Below are 25150 nucleotides of genomic sequence, written 5' to 3' on the forward strand. Positions count from 1 at the left end.
GAGTAGAGCCGTTCGTGACGACCCGACCACTTTACTCCGTGTTCTCCCAGCTTGGGGCGGCGGTCCCCCTACGAAGGGGGTCGCCGCCCCGACGGGCTCAGCCGCGCAGCTGACGGAGGAGGAGCGCGGTGGCGACCGCCGCCTCGGCCGCCTCGCGGCCCTTGTCCTCCTTCGAGCCGGGGAGGCCCGCCCGGTCGATGCCCTGCTGCTCGGTGTCGAGGGTCAGCACGCCGAAGCCGACGGGCTTGCCGGTCTGGATCGAGACGTTCGTCAGACCCGAGGTCGCCGCGTCCGACACGTACTCGAAGTGCGGGGTGCCGCCGCGGATGATGACGCCGAGGGCGACCACCGCGTCGGCGCCCGCCTCCAGCGCGACCTTCGAGGCGACCGGCAGCTCGAACGAGCCCGGCACGCGCACGAGCGACCAGGAGGCGCCCGACTCGTCGAGCGCGCGGCTCGCGCCGGCGATCAGGCCGTTCGAGATCTGCTCGTGCCAGGTCCCGGCGATGACGACGATGCGAAGGCCCGAGCCGTCGACGGGGGAGGTGGTGGGTGCGCCGCTACCGGCCATGGTGCTACTCCTTCGTGGTCGCGCCGGTGATCCCGGCGTCGAGGTGGTCGAGGTGGTCGATGGTGAAGTCGTGGCCCATCCGGTCGCGCTTGGTCGCGAGGTAGCCCTCGTTGAACGCGCCCGCGCCGACGACGAGCGGGACCCGCTCGGACACGGTGATGCCGCGATCGGTGAGCTGGCGCACCTTCTCGGGGTTGTTGGTGAGGAGGCGGACGTCGGAGATCCCGAGGTCCTCGAGGATCCCGACAGCGGCTCCGTAATCCCGCGCATCGGCGGGCAGCCCGAGCGCGAGATTGGCGTCGAGGGTGTCGAGGCCGTCGTCCTGCAGGCGGTAGGCGCGCAGCTTGTTGATCAGGCCGATGCCCCGGCCCTCGTGTCCGCGGAGGTACACGACGACTCCGCCGTCGCGCTGCACGGTGTCGAGAGCCGCGTCGAGCTGCGGACCGCACTCGCACCGGAGCGAGCCGAAAGCCTCGCCGGTGAGGCACTCCGAGTGCACGCGGACGAGGGTCGAGTGCCCGGCGCCGACGGTCCCCGCGACGATGGCGACGTGATCGGCGCCCGTCTGGCGGTCGCGGTAGGCGCGCACGCGGAACGGCCCGTGCGTGGTCGGCACGGTCGTCTCGACCTCGAAGCTCACCCGGGCGCTCTCGGGCACGGACACCGCGAGCGGGACCTCGGTGTCGCAGTGGAACTCCTGCAGGTAGGCGATCAGCGCGGCGACCGTGGTCACCGGCACTCCCTCGCGCTCGCCGAGGGCGATCAGGCCCGGGAGGCGCATCATCTCGCCGTCCTCGGCCACGATCTCGGAGATGGCGCCGACGGGGTAGAGGCCCGCGAGCTTCATCAGGTCGACCGCGGCCTCGGTGTGGCCGTCGCGCTCGCGGACTCCTCCGTCGACGGCGCGCAGCGGCAGGATGTGGCCGGGGCGGTGCAGTCGCGACGGCGTCGCCTCCGGATCGGCGAGGACCCGGAGGGTGTGCGCCCGGTCGGAGGCGCTGATGCCCGTCGAGAGGCGGTCGGCGGCGTCGACCGAGAGCGTGTACGCGGTGCCGCGCGGATCCTCGTTGTCGACGACCATCAGCGGCAGCTCGAGGCGGTCGGCGATCTCGTTGGTCATCGGCGCGCAGATGAAGCCGGAGGAGTGCCGCACCATCCAGGCGATCGTCTCCTGGCTGGCGAGCTGCGCCGAGACGATGACATCGCCCTCGTTCTCGCGCCCCTCGTCGTCGGCCACGATGATCGGCCGGCCGGCGCGCAGCGCCTCGACGGCCTCGGGGATGCTGGAGAGAGTCATTTCCCACCTCCGGGAAGGGTGACGGCGCGCAGGGCGAGCATCCGCTCGACGTGGCGCGCGAGGATGTCGGTCTCGATGTTGACCCGCTCGCCGACGGCGCGGGCGCCGAGGGTGGTGGCCGCGAGGGTCTCGGGGATCAGCGAGACCTCGAACCACTGGTCGGCCTCGGTGGCGGGACTGATCGCCGAGACGGTCAGCGAGACTCCGTCGACCGCGATCGAGCCCTTGTCGGTGACGAGGGGAGCGGCCTCGGGGGGCAGCGAGAAGCGCAGCACCCGCCACGCGTCTCCCGGAGTGATCGACAGCAGCGTCGCCGTGCCGTCGATGTGGCCCTGCACGATGTGGCCGCCGAGGCGGTCGCCGACCAGGGCGGCGCGCTCGAGGTTCACGGAGTCGCCCACCGCCACGCCGTCGAGCGTCGACATCCGCAGCGTCTGCGCCATCACGTCGGCGGTGAAGCCGTCGGGCGACTGGTCGACGACGGTGAGGCAGACGCCCGACACCGCGATGGAGTCGCCGTGCCGTGCCCCCTCGACGGCGAGCGGGCCGCGCACCGTCAGGCGGATCGCGTCGGCTCCCGCGTCGATCGCGGTGACCACACCGATCTCCTCGATGATTCCGGTGAACATCAGGTCTCCTTCTGCAGGACGGGCAGCGGGCGGGCGGTGACCAGCAGGTCGTCGCCGAGGGTCTCGACGGAGCGCAGCGTGAGGCGGTGAGCGCCGCCGATGCTCTCGACGCCGAGATCGTCGAGGGCCAGGCGCGGGCCGCCGAGCAGTGCCGGCGCGAGGTAGACGAGGAACTCGTCGACGAGGCCGTCGGCGACGAGTGCGGAGGCCAGGGTCGGCCCGCCCTCGACGTAGACGTGGCGGATCTCGGCGTCGTAGAGGCGGTCGAGGACGGCGGCGAGGTCGTGGGTGCGCTCGAGGATCGGAGCGTGCGGGTGCTCGAACAGGCGGGCGTCGGCGGGAACGGCGCGCGAGCCGACCACCACGGGGACGGGCTGGTCGGCGAGCAGCTCGCCTCCGTCACCCCTCGCGGTCAGACTCGGGTCGTCGGCGAGGACGGTGCCGGTGCCGACGAGGATCGCGTCGGCGGTGGCGCGCTGCTCGTGCACCCGCTGCCGGGCCGCGGCGCCCGTGATCCAGCGGCTGCTGCCGTCGGCGGCGGCGGTGCGGCCGTCGAGCGTGGACGCCCACTTGAGGGTCACCCAGGGCCGGCGGCGGCGGGTGGCGGACAGCCAGACGTGCAGGAACTCCTCCGCCTCGTCGGCGAGGACCCCCTCGATGACCTCGACGCCGGCCGCGCGGAGCGTGTCGGCGCCTCCGGAGGAGCGGTCGCCGGGGTCGCCGACCGCGTAGACCACGCGGGTCACGCCGGCGTCGATCAGGGCGCGGCTGCACGGGCCGGTGCGGCCGGTGTGGTTGCAGGGCTCGAGCGAGACGACGGCGGTGGCTCCGGAGGCGGCGCCCGGGGCGAGAGCGGACAGGGCGTCGACCTCGGCGTGAGCGGTTCCGGCGCCGTGGTGCCAGCCCTCGGCGAGCACCGAGCCGTCGGGCGCGAGAACGACGCAGCCGACACGCGGATTCACACCGCGCGCGGGCCCGTGCTCGGCGAGAGCGAGCGCCCTGCGCATCGCGTGCTCGAAGTCGATCGTCATTCCCGGTCTTCCGTTCGTCGCCGAACTCCGGGGTGCGATCGGCGGTGCGCGGGCACCGTCGTTCAGCGCCGCGCTCGCGCGCGACGCTCGTGCTGCCTCCCATCCGGACTTTCACCGTCGGTCCCGGAGTTCCACCAGGTCAACCGCCTCCCACCGAAGTGGTCAGCGGCTCGCGGACTGTCACCGCCGGTTCGGACTCTCACCGACCCCGGAGCACGTTCTTTCACCGCCAGCCTAGTCACCGAGGCTGGGAGCGCCGTCTCCGGGCGTCACGCGTGGCCGCTCGGCGACGTCAGGGGTGGGCGCTACCCTCGGCCAGGTGGATGAGGACAGGTACGGGCGGGACGTGCTCGCGGGCGACTGGCGGGCGAAGAACAAGGTCGAGGTCGCGGTGGTCGAGGCCGTGCGCGATCTCGTCGTCGAGGAGGTCGCCTCCGGATTCGTGGGCGCCGTGGTCGGCGTCGAGCTGCGGATGGTGAAGCTCGAGGACCGCTTCGGCAAGGTCCGCGTCTTCCCGATCGGCCCCGGGTTCCTCATCGACGGCAAGCCGGTCTCGCTCAAGGCGCCGGGTCTCAAGCGCGACGCGAACCTCGGGCGGGCGCGCTCCGCGTCCGGATCCTTCCACGTCGCCGACGCGAGGGCGCGCGTCGCGCTGCCGAGCCGCATCTACGTCGAGGGTCGGCACGACGCCGAGCTCGTCGAGAAGGTCTGGGGCCACGACCTGCGCATCGAGGGTGTCGTGGTCGAGTACATCGAGGGCGTCGACAACCTCGACGAGCTGGTGCGCGCGTTCCGCCCGGGCCCCGGGCGCCGGATCGGCGTGCTCGTCGACCACCTCGTCCGCGGCTCGAAGGAGTCGCGCATCGCCGACGCGGTCGCGGCCGGCCCGCACGGTGCGCACGTGCTCGTCGTCGGCCACCCCTACGTCGACGTCTGGCAGGCCGTGAAACCGGCACGGGTCGGGCTCGAGCGCTGGCCCGAGATCCCGCGCTCGGTCGAGTGGAAGCACGGCATCTGCCAGGCGCTGGGCTGGCCTCACGAGGAGCAGGCCGACATCGCCCGCGCGTGGCAGCGCATCCTCGGGCAGGTGCGGACCTTCCAGGACCTCGAGCCGGCGCTGCTCGGCCGCGTGGAGCAGCTCATCGACTTCGTGACGGAGCCGGCGTGAGCGGCCGCGCATGGCTCGGGCTCGGGCTCGACGTCGGGCTCGTGCTCGTCTTCGTGCTGATCGGGCGGCGGAGTCACGACGAGGGCTCCGAGGCCGCCGGGCTGCTCGTGACGCTCTGGCCGTTCCTCGTCGCGCTCCTCGCGGGCTGGCTGCTCTCGCGCTCGTGGCGCTCGCCCGACCGGCTGGTCCCCTCCGGGATCGTGGTCTGGGTGACGACGGTGATCGGCGGGATGCTGCTGCGGATCGCCTCCGGTCAGGGGGTGCAGTGGAGCTTCGTCATCGTCACGACGCTCGTGCTCGCCGTGTTCCTGCTCGGGCGCCGGGCGCTCACCCGGCTGATCCGGCGCCGACTCGCTCGGCACTGACGCGGCTCAGCGGCCGGCGCCCGGTGGTCAGCCGAGGACTCTGACGCCGAAGTGCTGCGCGAACAGCGGCAGCATCAGGCTCAGCTGCAGCTCGGTGAGCGCAGCGCCGCGGAGACCGTCGAGCCCGCCCAGCACGTGCAGCTCGGCTCCGCGCAGATCGAGGTCGTCGATGCGCGCGTTCGGCAGCTCGAGCGAGCGGATCTCGCAGTCGACGAACGCCACGCGGGATCCGCTCGCCCCGCCGAGGTCGAGCTCGTCGATCGTGCAGCGCTCGAACACGACGTCGCGCAGGGTCGCGCCGCGCAGGTTGACGTACCCGAGCTTGCAGTCGGCGAGGTGCACCTGCTCGAAGGTGCTCTCGTAGAGCTCGGCCGACCCGAGGCGCGAGGCGAGCAGTTCGACCGAGCGCCAGCGACTCCGCGGCGCCGAGAGCCCCGGCACGTCGAGGCGCTCGAGGCGTGATTCGACGACGGAGGCAGCGCGCAGCTGCGCCCGGTCGAGCGCGGCGCCGTCGAGCACGCACTCGCTGAAGGAGGAGGCGGTCAGATCGACCCCCGAGAGGTCGACGTCGGTGAACCTCAGCCCCTCCGCGTGCTCGCGGGCGCCGGTGTCGCCCGCGTACCCCTCGGCGAGGTCGTCGAGGACGAGCGGGTCGAGTCGGGGAGCGGAGATCGCGGCGCGCATCCGGGGAGCCTACGCGCCCTCGACGTCCGGGCGATGGCACGATGTGGGCATGCCCCGACTCCTCGCCGTGTGCCGCGTCGACCGCCTGCTGCCCGATCCCGGATCCGTGGGGGTGACCGCGATCGACAAGCGCCCGGTCGAGGGACCGGTGGTCGTCCGCGATCTCGGTCTGTACGCGGACGTGCAGGCCGACCGGGCGCATCACGGCGGCGAGGCCAAGGCGCTCTACGCCTATGCGGCGGAGGATGCGCAGTGGTGGGGAGAGCGTCTCGGGCGCGCGACGCCTCCGGGACTCTTCGGCGAGAACCTGCGGACCGAGGGGCTCGACCTCTCGAACGCCGTGATCGGCGAGCGCTGGCGCATCGGCGAGCGCGTCGAAGTCGAGGTGACGATGCCGCGGACGCCGTGCGCGACCTTCCAGCGGCACCTCGACGAGCCGCAGTGGGTGAAGCGCTTCGCCGAGGCGGGCCGGACCGGCGCCTACCTGCGGGTGCTGCACCGCGGCTCCGTCGAGGCGGGCGACCCGATCGAGCTCCGCTCGCGCCCCTCCCGCGGTGTGCCGCTGCGTCGCTGGTTCGTCGAGCGCCGCGCCGACGACGCGCAGACCCTCCTCGACGCGGGGGCGGCGGGTGAGCTGCACCTCGCCGAGGCGCTCCTGCCGTACCTGCACCGCGCCCTCGCCTGACACCGACTCGTCACGAGCGGTCGTCGTCGGTCTCGTGACACGACCGCTCGTGACGAGTCGGTCTGCGCGGTCGGCCTGAGAACGCCGGGCCTGTGGAGAACGGCGGGCCCTGTGGAGAACCGTTCTCGCGGGCTCCACTGCGGCACTGTGTCGTCATGCAGCAGCCGTCACACCTTCCGCGCGAGCTCCGGGGGCGTCCCTTCACGGTCGCGGAGGCGTCGCTCGAGGGCGTCTCGCGCGGCCGGCTCCGCAGCAACGACCTCCGCGTTCCCTTCCGCGGGGTGCGGACAGACGTCCTCGAGCCGAGTCTCGAGATCCGTGTGGAGGCGCTCCTCGCCGTTCTCGGGCCGGGCGCGGTCCTCAGCCATCTGACGGCGGCTCGGCTCTGGCCGCTCCCGCTCCCGCAGCCGCTCGGGGCGGAGAAGCTCCATGTCGGCGTGCGATCGCAGGCGCGGGCTCCCCGGCAGCCGGGAGTCGTCGGGCACGCGATCTCGGATCCGCGGGTGCGGGGCATCCTCCGGCACGGGCTGCCGATGACCGACGGGGCATCGTTGTTCTGCCACCTCGGCACCCTGTTGGAGCTCGACGATCTGGTCGCGGTGGGCGATGCGCTGGTCCTGACTCCGCGGCGCGGCGACGCGGCCGATCCTCGCCCGTGGGTACCGCTGGCCGACCTCCACGATCGTGTCGCGTCGTTCCGCGGTCGCGGCTCGGTGCGTCTCCGGGAGGCGGTCGCGCTGGTCCGCGGCGGTGCCGAGTCTCGGCAGGAGACGCGCTTCCGGCTCGCGTCGGTGCGCGCGGGGCTGCCGGAGCCGCTGCTCCAGGTGCCCCTTTTCACGTCTGCGGGTGTGTTCGTGGGGCGTCCGGACGGCTGGTACCCGCGGGAGAGGGTCTCGTGGGAGTACGAGGGCGACGGCCACCGCACGAGCAACCGGCAGTTCGCCCGAGATGTCGGACGCTACGACGACTTCCTCGCGATCGGCGTGCATCCCGTCCGCATCGTCGCCGCCGAGTTCCTCCCCCATCCCGAGCGCTCCGTCGAGCGCCTCCGCCGCGCTCTCGCCGACCGATCCGTCACCAACGGCTCCCTCACCTGACTCGACGCGACCATCCATGACGAGTCGACTCCGTGCGATGAGCGCCCGCTGTGCGTTCGCCGATCGACTCGTCACGAACGGCTGCCTGGATCGACTCGGGACGACCACTCGCGACGAGTCGATTCCGCGCCTTGGGGAGGGGGCCCCTCCGACTCGGAGCGATTCGTCGAATCGCGTGCGAGCGATTCGACGGAGCGAAGGCGGGACGCTCTGCGGGACCCGGCCACGCCGACGGGCCGACCGCGGGAGGGGCGGCGGGGACGCCCCGCCTCGCAAGCACCGAAAGCACGCGATCATGGACGGATGACTCCGACGCTGCTCGAACGCATGCCGACGCCCGATGCCGACGGGCGCGTCGACGACGATGCGGTGTACCTGGCGTTCACCGAGTGGGCCGAGGCGCGGGGGCTGCCGCTGTATCCGGCGCAGGACGAGTCGATGATCGAGATCGCGTCCGGAGCGAACCTGATCCTGTCGACGCCGACCGGCACGGGCAAGTCGCTGGTCGCGATCGGGGCGCACGCGGCGGCGCTGGCGAACGGCAGGCGCAGCTACTACACGGCGCCGATCAAGGCGCTCGTGTCCGAGAAGTTCTTCGCGCTGGTCGACGTGTTCGGGGCGTCCAACGTCGGCATGGTGACGGGCGACTCCTCCGTGAACCCCGACGCGCCCATCATCTGCTGCACGGCCGAGATCCTGGCGAACCTGGCGCTGCGCCACGGCGCCGACACCGATGTCGACCAGGTCGTGATGGACGAGTTCCACTTCTACGCCGACCCCTCGCGCGGCTGGGCGTGGCAGGTGCCGCTGCTGACCCTCCCGCACGTGCAGTTCGTGCTGATGTCGGCGACGCTGGGCGACGTGACGGCGCTCGCCGCCGACCTGAGCCGGCGCACGGGGCGCGAGACGGCGACGGTCACCGGGGTGGAGCGGCCGGTGCCGCTGCACTTCTTCTACGAGATCGCGCCGATCCACGACTCGATCGAGGAGCTGCTGTCGACGAACCAGTCGCCGGTGTACGTCGTGCACTTCTCGCAGGCGGCGGCGCTCGAGCGGGCGCAGGCGCTGACCAGCGCGAACATCGCCAGCCGCGAGCACCGGGACCGCATCGCGGAGGTGATCGGAGGCTTCCGCTTCACCACCGCGTTCGGCAAGACGCTCTCGCGGCTGCTGCGGCTGGGCATCGGCGTGCACCACGCGGGCATGCTCCCCAAGTACCGCCGGCTCGTCGAGCAGCTCGCGCAGCAGGGGATGCTGCGGGTCATCTGCGGCACCGACACCCTCGGCGTGGGCATCAACGTTCCGATCCGCACTGTGCTGCTCACCGCGCTGACGAAGTACGACGGCACCCGGATGCGGCAGCTCTCGGCGCGCGAGTTCCACCAGATCGCGGGGCGTGCCGGCCGTGCGGGCTACGACACCGCGGGCACGGTCGTGGTGCAGGCGCCCGAGCACGAGTCCGAGAACCGGAAGGCTCTCGACAAGATGGTCGACGACCCCAAGAAGCGGCGCAAATGGGTCGCGAAGCGAGCGCCGCAGGGCTTCATCAGCTGGGGCGAGCCGAGCTTCCGCAAGCTCGTCGACGCCGAGCCCGAGACGCTCACCTCGCACATGACGATCACGTCGGCGATGCTGCTGAACGTGATCGCGCGGGGCGGCGACGCCTACGCGAACGTGCACTCCCTCGTCTTCGACAACCACGAGCCGTGGCGGAGGCAGCTCCAGCTCGCGCGCCGGGCTCTCGGCATCTACCGCACGCTGCGCGAGGCGGGCGTGGTCGAGCAGAGCCTCGGCGAGGACGGGGTGGTGCGGATCCGCCTGACCGTCGATCTGCAGCCGAACTTCGCGCTGAACCAGCCGCTCTCCCCGTTCGCGCTCGCGGTGTTCGACGTGCTCGATCCCGAGTCGCCGAGCTTCGCGCTCGACGTGATCTCGGTGCTCGAGGCGACGCTGGACGATCCGCGGCCGATCCTCGGCGCGCAGCAGTTCCAGGCGCGCGGCGAGGCGGTCGCGGTGATGAAGGCGGAGGGGATCGAGTACGAGGAGCGGATGGAGCTGCTCGAGGCCGTCACGCACCCCAAGCCCCTCGACGAGCTGCTGGAGGCGATGTTCGCCACCTACACGTCCGTGCAGCCGTGGGTGCGCGACTTCGAGCTCTCGCCCAAGTCGGTCGTGCGCGACATGTACGAGCGGGCGATGTCGTTCGGCGAGTACACCGCGTTCTACAAGCTCTCACGGTCGGAGGGACTCGTCCTGCGCTACCTGTCCGACGCGTTCCGCGCGGCACGGCAGACGATCCCCGACGAGCTGAAGAACGAGGAGCTGCACGACCTGATCGAGTGGCTCGGCGAGCTGGTGCGCCAGGTCGACTCGTCGCTCGTCGACGAGTGGGAGGAGCTGATCAACCCGACGCTGCACGCCGCCGACCAGTCGATCGTGCCGCCCGCTCCTCGCCGCCTCACGGCCAACCACCGCGCCTTCCGCGTGCTCGTGCGCAACGAGCTCTTCCGCCGGGTGACGCTGGCAGCACTCGACGACCACGAGGCCCTGGGCGAGCTCGACCCGGGATTCGGAGCCGACGCCTGGGGCGCCGCGCTCGACGACTACTACGACGAGCACGACAGCATCGGCACCGATTCCGACGCGCGCGGGCCCGCGATGCTGCTCGTCACCGAGGAGCCGGCCGAGTGGCGCGTGCGTCAGATCTTCGCCGACCCGGCGGGGGACCACGACTGGGGGATCTCGGCCGTCGTCGACCTCGCGGAGTCGGACGAGGCGGGCGCCGCGGTCGTCCGCGTCACCTCCGTCGGGCGCTTGGACGGCGCGGTCTGAGCGGCGCCACCCCCTCTCAGGGCGGATGTCGACCGGAGAGGACTGCCCCCATACTGGTCACCGTGGTGGTGGGAGCAGGGCAGGGTGGAGCCGCGCGCGAGCGTCTCGCCTGGGTCGACACCACCCGCGGCCTCGGCGTCATCGCCGTCGTGGTCTTCCACGTCCTGATCTGGAACTACGCCGGACTCGTCGACGGCACCTCGGCCGTCGCCGCGGCCTGGGACCAGGTCGGCAGCTCGCTCGGCCGCATCCGGATGCCGATCCTCTTCGCCCTCTCGGGGCTGCTCGCGCACCGCGGACTCCTGCTCGGCTGGCGCGCCGGGTCGGCGAGACTCCGGCTGGTGTCGAACGCCTACCTCTACGTGGTGTGGGTCGCGCTCTACGGAGTGTTCTTCGCGCTGCTGGCGCGCCCCGACTTCCCGCACTCGATCGACACTCCGGCGCAGTTCGCCCTGCAGTTCGTGTTCCCGACGACGACGCTGTGGTTCATCTTCGCGCTCGCGGTCTACCCGGTCCTGCTCGTCGGGTTCCGAGCGCTGCGGGTGCCGTGGTGGGGGATCCTGCTGCTCGGCGCCGCGGGCTGGCTCATCGCCGCGAACGTCCGGATGATCCTCTTCGGCGATGCGCTGCTGCAGAACTTCGTCTTCTTCGCGCTCGGTGTGCTCGGGGCGGAGCAGCTGCGCCGATTCTCCCGGCCCGCGGTCGTGACGTTCCTGGCTCCGCTCGGGGTCTTCCTGCTCGCTGTCCTCGGCGGGCACCTGGTCGACGGTCCTGCGGCCGAGGTGTTCGGCTTCGTCGCGAGCACGGGAGCGATTCCGCTCGCGGTCGTCTCGGCCGCGCTCCTGTGCCTCTGGGCCCCCGCCGCCCGGCTGGGCTCCGCGATCGGCCGGCGGACGCTGCCGATCTACCTTCTGCAGGTGCCGCTGCTCGGGCTGTGGTCGCTCGTCGCGCACCCGGGAGCGGAGTGGCTGGTCGCGCTCCTCCGGAACCCGATCGCCGAGCTGGTCTACCCGCCCCTGGTCACCGCGGCGATCATCGCGGTCTCGCTCGGCCTCCGCGCCCTGCTCGCGCGGCTTCCCGGCGATCCGCTGTTCTCGGTGCCGTCGGCGCTCACCGCGCTGGCGCGCCCGAGGCGGCGCGGACGGCACACCTAGGCCTCACGCCCGGGCGCCTCACGCCCAGATGGTGGCCAGGTACTCGTCGGTGACCTGCGGGCTGCGCTCGTGCACGTCGTCGGCGCTCCACTCGAGGATCGACGGGTCGATGGTCCACTCGCCCTCGGTCGGAGCGGAGGTGCCCTCGTAGCCGACGGTCGAGTCGGTGACCTCGGCCCAGCTGGAGGCGCCGATCGCTCCGATGAAGATGCTGTCGACCGCCGAGCAGCCCTTGTCGGCGCCGGGGCCGTTCGAGGCGGCGAAGTTCCCTCCGGGGTCCGCTCCGTCCGGGAGGGGGAACACGCGGTGCACCACGTCGCCGCCGACGACCAGGCAGTGCTCGTAGCGCACGTTGGGCGCCGAGCCGATCTGGAAGGCCGTGTTGGTCGAGGCGAAGTCGATGCAGTCGACGCTGGTGAAGTCGCCGTAGTAGTTGTCGCCCTGACCCGACATCTGGATCGTGTCGGTGTGTGCGTTGGAGTCCTTCGCCTTGTACCCCGGAGCCGTGTAGCAGGCCACCCGGCGCACGTAGCGGAGGCTGCCGTCGCCCTTCGTCGGGGTGCGGAGGCTCGTCACATCCTCGTCGCGGAGCTGGGCCTCGGGGACGACGACCTCGACCACCTCGACGTTCTCGGTGTACTCGACGCCGTCGGCACCGTGCACGTTGTAGGCGGCGTCCACCCTGATCCGGGCGAACGCGGATCCCGAGCAGCCGGAGACGAGGAAGCCGCCGGTGGTGACGATGCCGGCCACGGTGACGCCGTTCACGCGCAGCATCCGCCAGGAGTTCGCCGTCGTGACCGTGCCGTAGCCGTCGCGCGGATAGACCAGGACGCGGTTCTCGCGGTCGAGCGAGCCGACGTCCTGCATCACGGGAGTGGAGCTCGCGCCCGCACCGCCGCCGGCCAGCTCGCCGGGGGCGACCAGGATGCGGATCGTGTCGGAGGGACCGGCCGTGGTCAGCGCCGTCGTGATCGCCTCGGCGATCGCGGCCCAGGTGCATTCCACCTCGACCTCGGTGTCGACGTCACCGGTGATCCAGGGGGTGAGGGAGGGCCAGTGCGTGCCGTTCGGTCCGAACGACTGCACCGGTTCGGGGACGCCGGGAAGCAGGACGACCTCCTGCGGAGGTGCGCCCTCGTCGCCGGGAACGCCGGGGACGTCGTCGGGACGGAACGCCTGGTAGGCGGCGTAGCCGGCACCACCGAGAGCGGCGACGCCGAGACCGGCGCCGACCGCTCCGAGGATCACGGCTCGGCGGCTCGGCCGCTTCGGCGGCGGCACTTCGTCGAAGGAGAAGGGGGGCTGGGTGGAGTCGGCCAAGGGTGTCCAAACCGTCAGTGGGCGGTGCCGGAGGCGGAACGCCGCAGGTCCGGCGCGCCACGCTGTGCCGTGAGCGCCACCGTCGGGTCGCCGGAGCGCTCCAGGGGAGACTAGCAGGCACGTTCGGCGGTCTCCTGGGACCGATCAGGCCGTGCTCGCGACGGCCGTCTCGCGTTCACCGGGCCCTAGTGGCCGCGCAGCTCCCGCTTGCGCATCTCGGCGGCGATGTCGGCCTCGGTGATGTCCTTCTTCATCGGTCCCCAGGTGGAGGCGGCCTGGCCGACCACCCCGATGCCGATGCCGATCATGGGCCAGATCGGCCAGAAGTAGCCGTCGGCGCCTCCTGCGACCCAGATCCCGGTGGTGATCGCCGAGACGCTGGCCCACCCTCCGAGAGTGCTGAAGAAGTCGCGGCGCTGCTTCAGATGCCGGACCGCCTGCGCCCGCTCCGTGTCCTCGACCCGCGCGGGGGTGTCGGCCGTGCGCTCCGCCGGCGTCGCCGCGGGGGAGGGCTCGACCTCTTTCCGGGCTGCGGGATCGGGGGATCCCCATACGTCGCTCATCCGGCTCCTCCGCTGTCGTCCCGGTCAGCCTACGCAGGGGGAGACGCGCGCGCATCGGCCCAGGAGCAGTCGTCACAGCTCGGGCTGGCAGTGCGGGCACCACCAGGTACGACGCCGCTCGGGGTCGCCGGCGACCTCGGCCCGCACGAGGACCGTGCTGCCGCAGCGACGGCAGGGGCGGCCCGCGCGCCCGACGACCCAGTGCCGCTCGCCCCGGCGGGTGTCGCCGGTCGTGGTCTGGAACATCCTGGGCACCGTCACGGAGGCGCGGAGGGCTCGGGAGGCGGTGGCGGTGAGCGCCCGGATGTCGAGCGAGCCGATCGGCCGCCAGGGCCAGACGCCCCGGAGGAAGCAGACCTCGTTCGCCCAGAGATTGCCCAGCCCTGCGATCAGCCGCTGATCGAGGAGTGCGGCGATCACCGGGCGGTCGGGAGCGAGGGAGAGGCGGCGGATCGCCTCCTCGCCGTCCCAGTCGCTCCGGAGCGGATCGGGACCGAGATGCCCGATCGCGCGGTGCTCGTCGCGGGTCGGCAGCAGCTCGACCACGGGCAGGTCGAGACCCCAGACGGTCGAGTCGTCGTCGAGGCGGAGGCGGACGCGGACGTCCTTCTGCACGCGGCGGGGGATCGCGCGGCCGGGGGCGGTGACGGTCCACGAGCCCTGCATCCGGAGGTGGGTGTGCAGGGTCGTCTCGCCGCTCAGGCGCGTGAGGAGGTGCTTGCCGTGGGTGTCGTGCTCGAGGATGCGGAGCCCCGCGAGGTCGGTGCCCGCGGCGTCTCCGGAGCGGAGCTCGCCCTCGACGATCGTCCGCCCGTCCGCCGCCCGTCTGAGGCGGGCGGCGAGACGGTGGACGCTGTCTCCCTCGGGCATCTGTGCACTGTAGGAGGCGTGCCCGAGGGAGAGGCAGGGGTCGCGCCGGGCTACCGGGCCCGGTAGGCCTGCTCGTAGCGGCGCTCGGTGCCGTCCTTCGCGGTGACCTCGATCGTCGCGACGCCGGCCTTGATCGGGCGGAGCAGGGTGATGAACGTCGTCGTGAAGGTCTGGCCCGGCTTGACAGCACTCTTGGTCCTGGTGCCGTACGGGGTCGAGATCTCGACGGCGACAGTCTCGGGTCCGTTGTTGACCGCGGTGACGGTCAGCGAGCGGATCGGCCCGAGGCGGTCGGTCCGCGCGCTCGTGGCGATGTCGATCACCGTCGCCGGGGCCGCCTCCGGGAGGTCGAGGCCGACGACGACCGGGTCGTGGTCGCTCGAGCGGAAGGCCGAGGTGTCGTAGAAGATCGTCGCGTTGTAGTCGTAGCGGCTGTACTCCAGCGCCACGGACTCGCCGCTGTTGATGTTCCAGGTGTCGACCCCGGTCACGGTCGCATCGGCGGCCGGCGAGGCGAAGACGTGGTCGAGCGAGCCGACCGCGCCGTCGAAGGCGTAGGAGTACTTGCCGTCCTTGGATCCCTGGTCGATGAAGCCGGCGTCGGTGATGACCGTCACCGGGTCCTCCTTCGAGTAGGCGTTGAAGTCGCCGAGGAGGTAGACGAGGTCGGTCGACTTCTCGGCCTCGAGCCGGTCGGCGAAGGCGACGAGCGCGGTCGCCTGCGCGACGCGCGAGGCGTTCGACGCGCCCTGGCCGTCGCCCTGGTCGGCGTCGACGCCCTCTCCGGAGCCCTTCGACTTGAAGTGGTTGACGATCGCGACGAACTCGCTCTCGGCGTCGCCGATCAGGCGGAACTCCTGGGCGAGCGGCTTCCGCGCGTTCGAGAAGGCGGTCGAGTCGAGCAGGATCTCGGACTCACCCACCGGCTCGATGACGGCCTTCCTGTAGATGAACGCGGTGCGGATGACGTCCTCGTCGGCGAGGGCCGGAAGGGCGGCGGGCGAGGGCACGTACGCCCACACCTCCGAGCCGGCGGCGCTGTTGAGGGCGGCGGTCAGCGTGGCGAGGGCCTCGTCACGCGGCTTGCCGAACTTCGCCGAGTTCTCGATCTCCTCGAGTGAGACGACCCCGGCGCCGAGGGTGTTGATCGCGGTGACGATCTTGGCCTGCTGGCGCTCGAGGTCGTCGGCGTTCGCCGCTCCGCGGGCGTCGCAGCCGGAGTTCACCGTGACGGGGTCACCGTCGCGGTCGGTGTAGAAGGTGCAGCCGGTGATCGAGTCGCCGGTGGTCGAGAAGTAGTTCAGCACGTTGAAGGAGGCGATCGAGAGGTCGCCGCCGACGGCCTCGGGCTGCGCCTCGCGGGTGTTCGCGAAGCTCGCCGGCTGCACGGAGTCGGCGTTGTCGACGGTCAGCTGCGTCGTGGGCTGGAACGACCAGGCGCTGTTGCGGAAGTCGAGGACGACCGGCTGCGTGAAGGTCGCGGGCGCTCCGACCCGGATCGGCTCGGTCGGCGTGAGATAGGGCAGCGGGATCGCCTTGTTCGCGGCCGAGCCCAGGAAGTTGATCGAGGCTCCGTCGTCGAGCGTGATCGCGCGGGCGGCGTTGTCGGCGACGACGGCGGCCAGCTCGGGCGTGCCGGGGCGGGCGACCTCTGTCGGCGTCAGGAGCGGGGAGTCGCCGGCGGCGAGACCGATCGAGCCGTAGCTGTTGAGGTCGTAGGTGTCGGTGACCGTGAACGCGCCCTGGGGGGCGATCAGCATGCTCTCGAGCGTCTCGCGCTCCTCGGTGCTGCGGGGCAGGCCCACGGCGGCCGGCACGGGGGCGACGACCGGAGCGTCGAGCCGGACGACGGTCGCAGCGGAGGTCGGGGTGAGCTCGGTGAGTCCGTTGAATTCGCTGACGGCGCCGGTGATCTGCAGGTGGTCGCCGATCGCGACCGAGCCGACCGAGGCCGACGAGTAGACGAAGACGGCGTCGGAGGCGGTGCGGCCGCTGGTCTGCGCTCCCGTGCCGGCGGTCTGGATCACGTAGCCGCTGAAGCCGCCGGAGGGGTAGCGGGCGGTGACCACGCCGGTCGTGGTGACGGTCTGCCCGACGAGCGGTGACGAGGCTCCGGTGCCCTGGATCTCGGCGATCGTGACGACCGGTGCAGGCTCAGGGGTGCCGGTCGGGACCGGGGTCGGGGTCGGGGTCGAGGTCGGCGGCGCGGTCGGCTCGGGCGTGCTCGTGCCTCCGCTCGACTCGGGCGTCATCGCGCCGAGTGCGAAGTCGGCCGCGTTGACGTCGGTGTCGCCCGAGGCGGTCTCGGCGCGCGCGATCGACTCGGTGAGCGTCGGCGCGGTGGCCGCGGTCGTCTCGAAGGTGTTCGACGTGCCGTAGCCGAGGAGGTCGAGGACCGCGTCGGGCTGAGCCGCGGCTCCGGTCGGCGGGGCGACGAGGGTGGCGGTGCCGTCGACGAGGAACAGCGTTCCTCCCGCGGCGGCGATGTTGAGGCCGCCCGCGGTCTGATCGGCCGCAGGGAGGGGGGCGCCGTTCGCTCCGTTGCTCGCGCCCGCGATCAGGAAGTGCCCCTCGGCGGGGACGGTGCCGGTGAGCGCCACGGTCGTCGTGGGGTTCGCGGTGCCCGTGGCCGAACGGTACTGCAGCGAGAGGCCCGAGAGTGCGATGTCGTCGTCGGTCGGGTTGAAGAGCTCGACGAAGCGGTTGGCGTAGGCGGCACCGGCGGAGCCTCCGCGGGCGAAGACCTCGCTGATGACCAGCTCGTCCCCGCTCGGCGCCGCGCCGGCGGGCGTCGCGACGAGGGGAGCGGCGGCGAGCGAGAGCCCGGCGAGCAGCGCCAGGCCGAGCGCGCGCCTCGGGCGGCCTCGCGTGGGAGCGGGGGCTTCTGACATGGAGACGTCCTCTCGATCGCCGCTGCGGTGAGCGGGCGCTGGTGCTCTGCGCGGTGGTCCGCGGCTGGTCCGCCTCCCCGAAAGGGGTACGGAATAGCCACGCTAAGCAGTGCGGGTGCCCGGCTCGTGAACCCGGCGTTTCATGAACGTAAACTCACCCACCGACATTCGGCGCGAATCCGATGACCGGCCGTCGCGGGAGCACCCGGACGGGTGTCCGCTCGCGGCCGACACCCGGGAAGGCGCGCCAGACTCGGGGGATGATCTCCTTCGAGCTGGCCAGGGCCCTGCGGACCGCGGGTGTGCGCTGGACTCCCGCCATCGGCGACCGCTTCCGCATCGAGCGCGAGGGCTTCGACGGCGACGTCTTCACGATCAGCGACATGACGATCGAACCGCACGAGTACCCCAGCGGTACGGTCCTCGGCTTCAACGGCACGACGGAGTGGGCGCTCGACTCGGTGTCGGTCGAGGACTCGCTCTGGCTGCCGCGCGAGGATCAGCTCCGCGAGCTGCTCCGGGGCACGTTCCGCGCGCTCCGCCGCCTCGACGCAGCGCGCTTCGCGGTCGAGGTGGAGCTCGGTGGGCGGGCTCGCGTCTTCGAGGACGAGGTCGCCGAGAACGCCTACGCGGAGGCGCTGCTCACGCTGGTCAGCTCGGTCGCGGTCGACCTCGACGACGTCGACTGACCGCTCTCAGGACGCCGCCTTCTTCTCGGCAGCGGTCTCCGACTCGGCAGCGGACTTCTTCGCGGCGGGCTTCTTCGCCGCCTTCTTCGGCGCCGCCTTCTTCTTCGGGGCCGCGGCCTCCGGGTCGCTCGCCTTCTTCGCCGCTGTCTTCTTCTCCGGAGCCGCCCCCGCCTTCGACCCGCGACTGCGCTCCACCGAGCGCTTCAGCGCCTCCATGAGGTCGAGCACCTCGCCGCCGCCCTCCTCCTCGGGCGCCGAGCCGAAGGTGGCCGCCGTGTCCAGCGTATCGCCCTGCTCGATCTTCGCGTCGATGAGGGTGCGCAGCTGCACCTGGTACGCGTCGGTGAACTTCGCCGCGTCGAAGTCCTCGGAGTAGGAGTCGACGAGGTGGGACGACATCTCGAGCTCGCGCGCCGCGATCCGCGTCGTGCCCTCGAGCGAGGGGAACTCGACCTCGCGGACCTCGTCGGCCCAGAGCAGGGTCTGCAGCATCAGCAGCTTGCCGCGCACCCGCAGCGCCGCGAGCCGGGTCTTCTGCCGCAGCGCGAACTCGACGATCGCGGTGCGATCCGTCTCCTCGAGAGTGCGCCGCAGCAGCACGTAGGCCTTGGGGGAGGAGGAGTCGGGTTCGAGGATGTAGGCGCGGTCGAACATGATCGGGTCGACCTGGTCGCTCGGCACGAACTGGACGACGTCGATCTCGCGGTCGCGCTCCTCCGGCAGCGCCTTGAGCTCGTCCTTCGAGAGCACGACCGTGCGCTCGCCGTCGTCGTACGCCTTGTCGATGTGGTCGAAGCTCACGACCTCGCCGCAGATCTCGCATTTGCGCTGGTACCGGATCCGCCCGCCGTCGGCGTCGTGCACCTGGTGCAGGGCGATGTCGTGGTCCTCGGTCGCGCTGTAGATCTTCACCGGCACGTTGACCAGGCCGAAGGTGATCGCGCCCTTCCAGATGGCTCGCATGGCCCCAGTGAACACCGTGCGTCGTGGCGGCGGGAACCCCCGGGGCGCGCGCACTCGACGTCCTCCCGGCGGGCGGGTGTCGAATGGGTCCCTATGAGCGATGAGAACCGGCCCGCCGACAGGCTCCGCGCGGCCCTGGGCGCCTCCGATGCGTCATCGAGACTGCAGGCGGCGATGAGCGCCGGCACCCGCCCCGCCGACGAGTACGCCGCGGTCCTCGTCGCGCGGTGCGCGGTCGAGACCGACTTCGGGGTCCGCGAGATGCTCACCTGGGCTCTGACGCGGCACGACCCCGCGATCACGGTCGACCTGCTGCTGCCCGAGCTCGAGTCGGAGTCGCCGCAAGCCCGCAGCCAGTCGCTGCACACCCTGTCGAAGGTCGGCGATCCGCGCGCCTGGCCGGCGATCACGCCTGCGCTGCTGCACGACGAGCACCCCGAGGTCGCCCGCGCCGCCTGGCGCACGGCCGCACGGCTCGCGCCCGAGAGCGAGCGGCCCGCACTCGCCCGGCAGCTCTCCGAGCACCTCGGCGAGGGCGACCGGCCGGAGCAGCGGAGCCTCACCCGTGCGCTGCTGATGCTCGGCGACGCGGCCGCCCCCGCGCTGGAGGCCGCCGCACAGTCCCCGGAGCAGGCCAGGCGGATCCACGCCCTCGCGACCCTCCGCCTCCTCGCCGACCCTGACGAGGACATCGAGGAAGCCTTCGCCCGCGCCCGTCGGTGAGGTGCCCGGTACGGCGATCTGCGGCGTTGTCGTCGGGCGCGATACCGCCGGTATCGCTTCCTCCTCCGCCTTGCAGCTCACCGCACCGGGCACCTCACCGCACCCGTCGCACATGCGCACACGAGGGAACCCCGGCCCATCGAGGCGACCAGCACGTGCTGGCAGCCTCGTCGGACCGGGGTTCTCCGGGGGTACGACCGGGGCCGTACGAGGATCACGCGCGGTCGCGCGCCTCCGAACGCTGACGGCGGAGCGCGGCGAGCAGGAGCCCGCCGATGCCGCCCGCGATCAGCAGGCCGCCGATGCCCAGCGGGAGGCCGGTCTCGGCACCCGTCGCGGCGAGGGTCGGCTTCGTGGGCTTCGCCGGAGCGTGCCCGGCACCCGCAGTGGGCGTGCTGCTGGGCATGGGTGCGGCGGTCGGCGCCACGGTGGGCTCCGTCGTCGGCTCGGCCGTCGGCTCCGCGGTGGGCTCGGCCGTCGGTGCGACGGTGGGCTCAGCGGTCGGCGTCGGAGTGGGCTCCGGCGTCGTCGGGTTCTTCTCGGCGTCGATGGCCGAGGTGTCCTCGGCGAACGAGGCGGTCACGAACGCGATGGCCTTCGAGGTGATGCCGAGCGCCTCCTGGTTGATGTTGGCGATGTCGTCACCGGCCGAGTGGTAGTTCGGGTCGTGCGTGATGCCGGCGGTGCCGCCGAACAGGGCGACCTCCTCCTCGGTCTTCACATCGTCGGCTCCGGTGAAGACACCGGAGGACGGGATGCCGACCGAGATGAAGCCGTCGTAGTCGCTGCGACCGTCGAACGCGGTGTCGATCCAGGGCTGGTCGATCGAGTCGAAGTAGTCGGTGAACGCCTTCTCGGTCGCGATCGAGCCCGCGGGGACCTCGACCGGCGCCTCGTAGGTGGACTCGTTCGCGTCGTAGACCGAGATCACGTAGTTGGGCGACGCGACCATGTCGAAGTTCATGTAGGTCGCGATCTTGTCCGCGTCCTCCTGCGTCAGCGAGTCGACGTAGGTGTACGAGCCGACGAGGCCGACCTCCTCGGCGCCCCACCAGGCGAAGCGCACCGCGTTGGTGGTCTCTCCCGCCTCGGCGAGCTGGACGGCGGTCTCGAGGAGCGTCGCCGACCCGGAGCCGTTGTCGTTGATGCCGGGGCCCTCGGGCACACCGTCGAGGTGCGCGCCGAGCATCACGACGTTGTCGTGGTCGCCGCCCGCGGTCTCGGTGATGATGTTGAAGGTGTCGGTGTCGGTGGTCGTCTGCTCGAGGACGAGCGTCGCCGTCGACGGCAGAGCGGCGATGAGCGACTGGCCCTCTTCGAGCGTGACGCCGACGGAGGGGATGTAGCTGTCGTCGGGCGCGCCCAGGGTGCCGTTGAGGGGCTCGGCGGCCACGTTGTTGTGGATGATGATCGCCGAGGCGCCCGCGGCTCCCGCGGCGGCGCTCTTCTCCGAGAAGCTGCAGGTGCCGCGGCTGACCAGGGCGACCTTGCCGGTCGCGTCGAGCCCGGCCCAGGCGTCGGCGTCGCAGCCCAGCGGGTCGATCGGCTGGATCAGCTCGCCGGTGACACCGCCCTCGGGCGTGGACGGGGTGAACGACATCGGGATGCCCTCGACCGCGGGGGTCGTGGTCAGCGAGAACTCGTCGATGGTCTGGGTCGTGGTGGTGAAGTCCTGGCGCTCGGTGACGTAGCCGGCGTCCTTCAGGACGGACTCGACGTACTGCCCGCTGAGCTCGTAGCCCTCGGTGCCGATGGCGCGGTTGCCGTCGTTGGCGTCCGCGATCGCCTGGAACGCCTCGAGGTGCGTCATGATGCCGTCGACCGTGACGGTCTCGGCGAAGTCGACCGGCTCGACGGCGCTCGCCGTCGGCGCGAAGGCGAAACCGGCGACGATCGCGCCGGCCCCGATCATCGCACTCGAGCTGATCAGTGAGCGTCGGCGCCGAGCGCCTCCGGCTCCGTGGGTGGTGTTCGCCACAGGTGGTCCCTTTCGTCGATGACAGGGGCCGTCGGATCGACGGCCGGTGCGCACCCGATCCTGGGATCGAGCCGCGCCCTTTGCGAGGCTATTCACAGGATCGACGAAAGCACACCCTTTCGAGGCAGATTTCACGGCGACGAAACACCGGGCGCAGCGCGTCACGCCGTCGCGGCGCTCTCCGCCCACTCCCGGAGCATCGCGATCGTCTCGGTGGGGCGGTCTCGATGCGGGCTGTGCCCCGCCCCCGAGACCACCGCGTAGCGCACCCGCGGGTTCGCGCGGAGCACCTCGGCGGCGAGACGCGGCGGGAGGAATGTGAAGATCTCAGGATCGCCGGCGAGCACGAGCGCCGGCACTCGAAGAGCGGTGACGTCGGCGAGCAGGTCCCACGGATCGTTCTCGTCGATCGTCGCGGCGACCGCCGCAGGATCGGCCGCGCGGGCCGCGTCGAGCTTCTCGGCGCGATCGCGCTCGTCCCAGTGCGGCGTATCGGCGGCGAGCTGCTCCGCGGTCACGCCGAGGGCGGCGAGCTCGCCCTGGCGCACCTCCGATCGCAGCGCCCGCTCGAGGCGGAGCACCGGGTCGAGCAGCACCAGCCGCTCGGACCATGCCGCGTCGCGCGCGGCGGCACGCACCGCGACCGCGCCGCCCAGGGAGTGCCCGACGACGAGCCCCCAGGCCCCCTGCTCGGGTCGCAGCGCAAGGGCGTCATCGGCGTACGCGTCGTGGCCGGAGGCGCCGCCGCGCGGTCCGGCGCCGTGACCGCGCAGATCCGGTGCCGTCACCCGCCAGCCGGCTTCGCGCAACTCGTGGGCGAGCCTCCACCAGGTTCCGGAGGCGCCGCCGAGGCCGTGCAGGAGGAGAGCGTCGCGGTTCGTCATGCCGCCAGGCTAGGAGCCGTCAGTCGAACCGGGGGTCGCGCCCGGTGCGCTCGCCGGTCGCGAGACCGCTGATTCCTGCCAGATCGTCGTCGTCGAGGGTGAAGCCGAAGACGTCGAGGTTCTCGACGATCCGTGCGGGCGTGACCGACTTGGGGATGACGACGACCCCGAGCTGGAGGTGCCAGCGCAGGACGACCTGCGCGGGCGAGACGCCGTGCTTCTCGGCGATCCGTGCGAGGACCGGCTCCTCGAGCAGGCGGCCGCGTGCCAGCGGCGACCACGCCTCGGTGACGATTCCGTGGGCGGCGTCGAAGGCGCGCAGCTCCTCCTGCGGGAGCCGCGGGTGCAGCTCCACCTGGTTGATCGCCGGAACCACGCCGGTCTCGCCGAGGAGCCGCTCGAGGTGCTCGATCGCGAAGTTCGACACTCCGATCGAGCGCGCCCGCCCCTCCTGCTGGATGCGCTCGAGGGCGCGGTAGGTGTCGACGTAGCGATCGCGGGAGGGGATCGGCCAGTGCACGAGGTAGAGGTCGATGTAGTCGGCGCCGAGCAGCTCGAGGCTGCGGTCGAAGGCGGCGAGGGTCTCGTCGAAGCCGTGGTCGTCGTTCCACACCTTGGTCGTGACGAAGACCTGCTCGCGCGGGACTCCGCTCGCCCGGATGCCCTCGCCGACGCCGCGCTCGTTGCCGTAGAGGGTGGCCGTGTCGACGTGCCGGTAGCCCGCCTCGAGGGCGGTCGCGACGGTGCGGGCCGCCTCGTCGTCGCCGATCTTGTAGACGCCGAGCCCGATCTGCGGGATCGCGCGGCCGTCGTTCAGGGGGATCAGCGGCGGGGTGRTCAGCGGAGTGCTCATGCCCTCCATGCTGACACGCACCACCGACGTCGGAGGCACCGACGTCAGAGGCTCCAGTCGAGCTCGCCGTGCTGGCCGACGCCCACCGAGTCCTCGATCAGGGCGGCGAGTCCGGCGACTCCGAAGAGGAGGCGGCGCTCGGCGCGCGAGGCGGCGTCGCGTTCGGCGAGGTTCTGCACCGCGAAGTAGGAGTCGTGACCCGGCTGCAGTCCCTCGACGGGGCCGTGGTCGCCGAGACCGAGGAGTCCGCGGGCGGGTCGACGACCGAGCCCGGCGCCGGACCAGAGCGAGCCCGTCTCGAGGACGACCACGGTCGTCGCCGTCGAGCCGCCTCCGGGGATCTCGCGGTGCGCCGTGAGCTGCCAGCCGAAGCCGAGGTGGTGGAGCCGGACCTGGTGCGGCCCTCGCCACGCGTGCGACTGGTCGTCCACCCGGTAGTACACGGGGCTCGGGCGGAAGGACCCCTCCCACAGCGCGGCCGCGAGCTCGGCGCACCACTCGGGCGTCTCCGTGTCGGCCCAGGGCTCGATCACCTGCGCGTCCGCTGCCGCGCGCTGGTGCTTCCGGACGAGATCCTCCGCCTCGGCGCGCAGCCGAGTCATGCGCACCTCTGGATCCCCCGTCATGGGGCCAACCCTAGGGTGGTGCCAGGGGCCGGGCAACGGGGCCGCGGATCAGGTGGGCAGGTTCACGGGTTCGGTGTCGGGGAGCGGGCTCGCGTCGCGGCCGCGCAGATCCGGGTGGTAGCGGCGGCCGAGTGCCGGGACCACGAATCCGACGAACGCGAAGACCGCGGCGACCACGATCGCGGCCGACGGACCGGCCTGATCGATCTGCACGCCGGCGATCGCCGAGCCGAGCGCCGCGCCGATGAGCTGGCCGGTGCCGACCCAGCCGTACGCCTCCGCCGTGTCCGAGAAGCGCACGCTCGCGGCCGTGATCGTGAACAGCGCGGCGAGGGCCGGAGCGATGCCGACCCCTGCGAGGAACAGAGTCGCCGAGAGCCACCAGAAGTCGGTCGAGAAGGCGGCGAGACCCATGCCGACGGTCACGATCAGCATGCGCCGCGCGGTCGCCCAGCGGCTGATCGGGATGTGCCCGAGCGTCAGACCACCGACGAGCGAGCCCGCCGCGAAGATCGCGAGGACCACCCCGGACTCGACGCCGCCCTCGCCGAACACCGCGACGACTCCCGCCTCGACCGCCGCGCAGGCGCCGACGAGCAGGAACCCGACGACGGTCGCCAGCAGAACCGGCGGCTTCGTCAGCACCACGCCGAGCCTGCGCTTGGAGCGCGGGATGCGCACGCGGCCGACCTCGGGCGACGCGATGAACCAGACGCCGCCTCCGATCAGGAACGCGGCGGCCGTGAGGATGCCGGCGACCGTCGAGATCTGGATCGACACGAACGTGGTCAGCACCGGGCCGAGGACCCAGATGATCTCCTGCGCCGAGGCGTCGAGCGAGAAGAGGGGAGTGAGCTGCGAGCTGGTGACCATCTTGGGGTAGATGGTCCGGACGGCCGGCTGCACGGGCGGCATGCTGAGGCCGGCGATCAGAGCGATGACGACGAACTGCCAGATCTCGAGCTCGAGCAGGGCCATCGCGATGATGGCGGCGGCGCACACGATCAGCGTCAGCGTGAGCACCAGGCGCATGCCGAGCCGGCCCATCAGACGGCTGGTGAGCGGGCCGGCGATCGCCTGGCCGATCGACATCGAGCCGAGCACCAGACCGGCGGCCGCGTACGAGTCGTGCACGCGCTCGACATGGAGCAGGAACGCGAGCGAGAGCATCCCGAACGGGAAGCGCGCCGTGAGCTGTGCCGCGATGATGCGCCCCACGCCGGGGGTCTTCAGGAGTTCGGTGTAGCTGCCCACCGGACGACACTAGCGGCCCG

At 72.0% G+C, this 25150-nt stretch carries 23 protein-coding genes and 1 riboswitch; of the genes, 8 read left to right on the plus strand and 15 right to left on the minus strand.

Annotated elements, in window-relative coordinates; genetic code table 11:
* Positions 1-97: 97 nt before the first annotated feature.
* The 4 genes from ribH to ribD are packed head-to-tail and all read right to left on the minus strand — an operon-like array spanning position 98 to position 3528.
* Positions 98-571, minus strand: a complete 474-nt coding sequence (ribH, locus tag ASG06_RS10845) for a 6,7-dimethyl-8-ribityllumazine synthase (protein WP_056041899.1) — start codon at positions 569-571, stop codon at positions 98-100.
* 4 nt (positions 572-575) lie between these two features.
* Complete coding sequence (locus tag ASG06_RS10850; RefSeq protein WP_056041900.1) at positions 576-1868, minus strand: bifunctional 3,4-dihydroxy-2-butanone-4-phosphate synthase/GTP cyclohydrolase II; 1293 nt, start codon at positions 1866-1868, stop codon at positions 576-578.
* Positions 1865-2497 (minus strand): riboflavin synthase, encoded by a 633-nt coding sequence (locus tag ASG06_RS10855; protein WP_056041902.1) that lies wholly within the window; start codon positions 2495-2497, stop codon positions 1865-1867. Before ASG06_RS10855 ends, ASG06_RS10850 begins: the two co-directional genes overlap by 4 nt.
* Positions 2497-3528, minus strand: coding sequence for a bifunctional diaminohydroxyphosphoribosylaminopyrimidine deaminase/5-amino-6-(5-phosphoribosylamino)uracil reductase RibD (gene ribD, locus ASG06_RS10860; protein WP_056041904.1), 1032 nt, complete (start codon positions 3526-3528; stop codon positions 2497-2499). The genes ASG06_RS10855 and ribD overlap by 1 nt, the downstream gene beginning before the upstream one ends.
* An 86-nt stretch (positions 3529-3614) precedes the next feature.
* Positions 3615-3748: riboswitch (FMN riboswitch) on the minus strand.
* Between the two features lie 99 nt (positions 3749-3847).
* Here ribD and ASG06_RS10865 point away from each other — a divergent pair.
* Both ASG06_RS10865 and ASG06_RS10870 read left to right on the plus strand, forming a co-directional pair.
* Positions 3848-4696, plus strand: coding sequence for a DUF3097 domain-containing protein (locus tag ASG06_RS10865; RefSeq protein ID WP_056041905.1), 849 nt, complete (start codon positions 3848-3850; stop codon positions 4694-4696).
* Positions 4693-5061 carry a DUF3054 domain-containing protein gene (locus tag ASG06_RS10870; RefSeq protein WP_056041907.1) on the plus strand — a complete coding sequence of 123 codons (369 nt, stop codon included), beginning with the start codon at positions 4693-4695 and terminating at the stop codon, positions 5059-5061. Before ASG06_RS10865 ends, ASG06_RS10870 begins: the two co-directional genes overlap by 4 nt.
* Before the next feature lie 27 nt (positions 5062-5088).
* On the opposite strand, the gene ASG06_RS10875 is transcribed toward ASG06_RS10870, so the two are convergent.
* Positions 5089-5745 (minus strand): pentapeptide repeat-containing protein, encoded by a 657-nt coding sequence (locus ASG06_RS10875; RefSeq protein WP_056041909.1) that lies wholly within the window; start codon positions 5743-5745, stop codon positions 5089-5091.
* A gap of 49 nt (positions 5746-5794) precedes the next feature.
* Here ASG06_RS10875 and ASG06_RS10880 point away from each other — a divergent pair, with 49 nt between their 5' ends.
* From ASG06_RS10880 to ASG06_RS10895, 4 genes are all read left to right on the plus strand, one after another.
* Positions 5795-6430 carry an MOSC domain-containing protein gene (locus tag ASG06_RS10880; protein ID WP_056041911.1) on the plus strand — a complete coding sequence of 212 codons (636 nt, stop codon included), beginning with the start codon at positions 5795-5797 and terminating at the stop codon, positions 6428-6430.
* Positions 6431-6585: 155 nt separating this feature from the next.
* Entirely contained in the window at positions 6586-7527 is a 942-nt protein-coding gene (locus ASG06_RS10885; protein WP_056041913.1) for a hypothetical protein, read from the plus strand.
* A 303-nt stretch (positions 7528-7830) separates the two neighbouring features.
* Positions 7831-10359 (plus strand): DEAD/DEAH box helicase, encoded by a 2529-nt coding sequence (locus ASG06_RS10890; RefSeq protein WP_056041914.1) that lies wholly within the window; start codon positions 7831-7833, stop codon positions 10357-10359.
* Positions 10360-10421: 62 nt separating this feature from the next.
* On the plus strand, positions 10422-11513 hold the full coding sequence (locus tag ASG06_RS10895; protein WP_156465948.1) for an acyltransferase family protein: 1092 nt from the start codon (positions 10422-10424) through the stop codon (positions 11511-11513).
* Positions 11514-11531: 18 nt separating this feature from the next.
* Here the strand turns inward: ASG06_RS10895 and ASG06_RS10900 are convergent, their stop codons facing one another.
* From ASG06_RS10900 to ASG06_RS10915, 4 genes are all read right to left on the minus strand, one after another.
* Positions 11532-12836, minus strand: coding sequence for a hypothetical protein (locus ASG06_RS10900; RefSeq protein WP_056041918.1), 1305 nt, complete (start codon positions 12834-12836; stop codon positions 11532-11534).
* 185 nt (positions 12837-13021) lie between these two features.
* The gene (locus ASG06_RS10905; protein WP_056041920.1) at positions 13022-13399 is read right to left on the minus strand and encodes a 2TM domain-containing protein; all 378 of its coding nucleotides are present in this window, start codon (positions 13397-13399) and stop codon (positions 13022-13024) included.
* A 72-nt stretch (positions 13400-13471) separates the two neighbouring features.
* A complete protein-coding gene (locus tag ASG06_RS10910) occupies positions 13472-14269 on the minus strand; it encodes a DNA-formamidopyrimidine glycosylase family protein (RefSeq protein WP_056041922.1) in 798 nt (265 codons plus the stop codon).
* Positions 14270-14319: 50 nt separating this feature from the next.
* Positions 14320-17160 carry an ExeM/NucH family extracellular endonuclease gene (locus ASG06_RS10915; RefSeq protein ID WP_056041924.1) on the minus strand — a complete coding sequence of 947 codons (2841 nt, stop codon included), beginning with the start codon at positions 17158-17160 and terminating at the stop codon, positions 14320-14322.
* 260 nt (positions 17161-17420) lie between these two features.
* Here ASG06_RS10915 and ASG06_RS10920 point away from each other — a divergent pair, with 260 nt between their 5' ends.
* Entirely contained in the window at positions 17421-17849 is a 429-nt protein-coding gene (locus ASG06_RS10920; RefSeq protein ID WP_056041926.1) for a hypothetical protein, read from the plus strand.
* Between the two features lie 6 nt (positions 17850-17855).
* Here the strand turns inward: ASG06_RS10920 and ku are convergent, their stop codons facing one another.
* Positions 17856-18812: a non-homologous end joining protein Ku gene (gene ku / locus ASG06_RS10925; protein WP_056041928.1), complete on the minus strand. Its 957-nt coding sequence runs from the start codon at positions 18810-18812 to the stop codon at positions 17856-17858.
* 93 nt (positions 18813-18905) lie between these two features.
* On the opposite strand from ku, the gene ASG06_RS10930 reads away from it, so the two are divergent.
* The gene (locus ASG06_RS10930) at positions 18906-19535 is read left to right on the plus strand and encodes a HEAT repeat domain-containing protein (RefSeq protein WP_056041930.1); all 630 of its coding nucleotides are present in this window, start codon (positions 18906-18908) and stop codon (positions 19533-19535) included.
* Between the two features lie 214 nt (positions 19536-19749).
* Here ASG06_RS10930 and ASG06_RS10935 read toward each other — a convergent pair whose 3' ends face one another.
* The 5 genes from ASG06_RS10935 to ASG06_RS10955 all read right to left on the minus strand — a co-directional run bounded on the left by ASG06_RS10935 (position 19750) and on the right by ASG06_RS10955 (position 25130).
* Complete coding sequence (locus ASG06_RS10935) at positions 19750-21513, minus strand: M28 family peptidase (protein WP_056041932.1); 1764 nt, start codon at positions 21511-21513, stop codon at positions 19750-19752.
* A 161-nt stretch (positions 21514-21674) separates the two neighbouring features.
* Positions 21675-22397: an alpha/beta fold hydrolase gene (locus tag ASG06_RS10940; protein ID WP_056041934.1), complete on the minus strand. Its 723-nt coding sequence runs from the start codon at positions 22395-22397 to the stop codon at positions 21675-21677.
* A 19-nt stretch (positions 22398-22416) separates the two neighbouring features.
* On the minus strand, positions 22417-23250 hold the full coding sequence (locus ASG06_RS10945) for an aldo/keto reductase (protein ID WP_056074151.1): 834 nt from the start codon (positions 23248-23250) through the stop codon (positions 22417-22419).
* A gap of 44 nt (positions 23251-23294) precedes the next feature.
* Complete coding sequence (locus ASG06_RS10950; RefSeq protein WP_056041937.1) at positions 23295-23852, minus strand: hypothetical protein; 558 nt, start codon at positions 23850-23852, stop codon at positions 23295-23297.
* Positions 23853-23924: 72 nt separating this feature from the next.
* Complete coding sequence (locus ASG06_RS10955) at positions 23925-25130, minus strand: MFS transporter (RefSeq protein ID WP_056041939.1); 1206 nt, start codon at positions 25128-25130, stop codon at positions 23925-23927.
* Positions 25131-25150 lie beyond the last annotated feature (20 nt).

Source organism: Rathayibacter sp. Leaf185, from assembly GCF_001423885.1.
Classification (GTDB): domain Bacteria; phylum Actinomycetota; class Actinomycetes; order Actinomycetales; family Microbacteriaceae; genus Rathayibacter.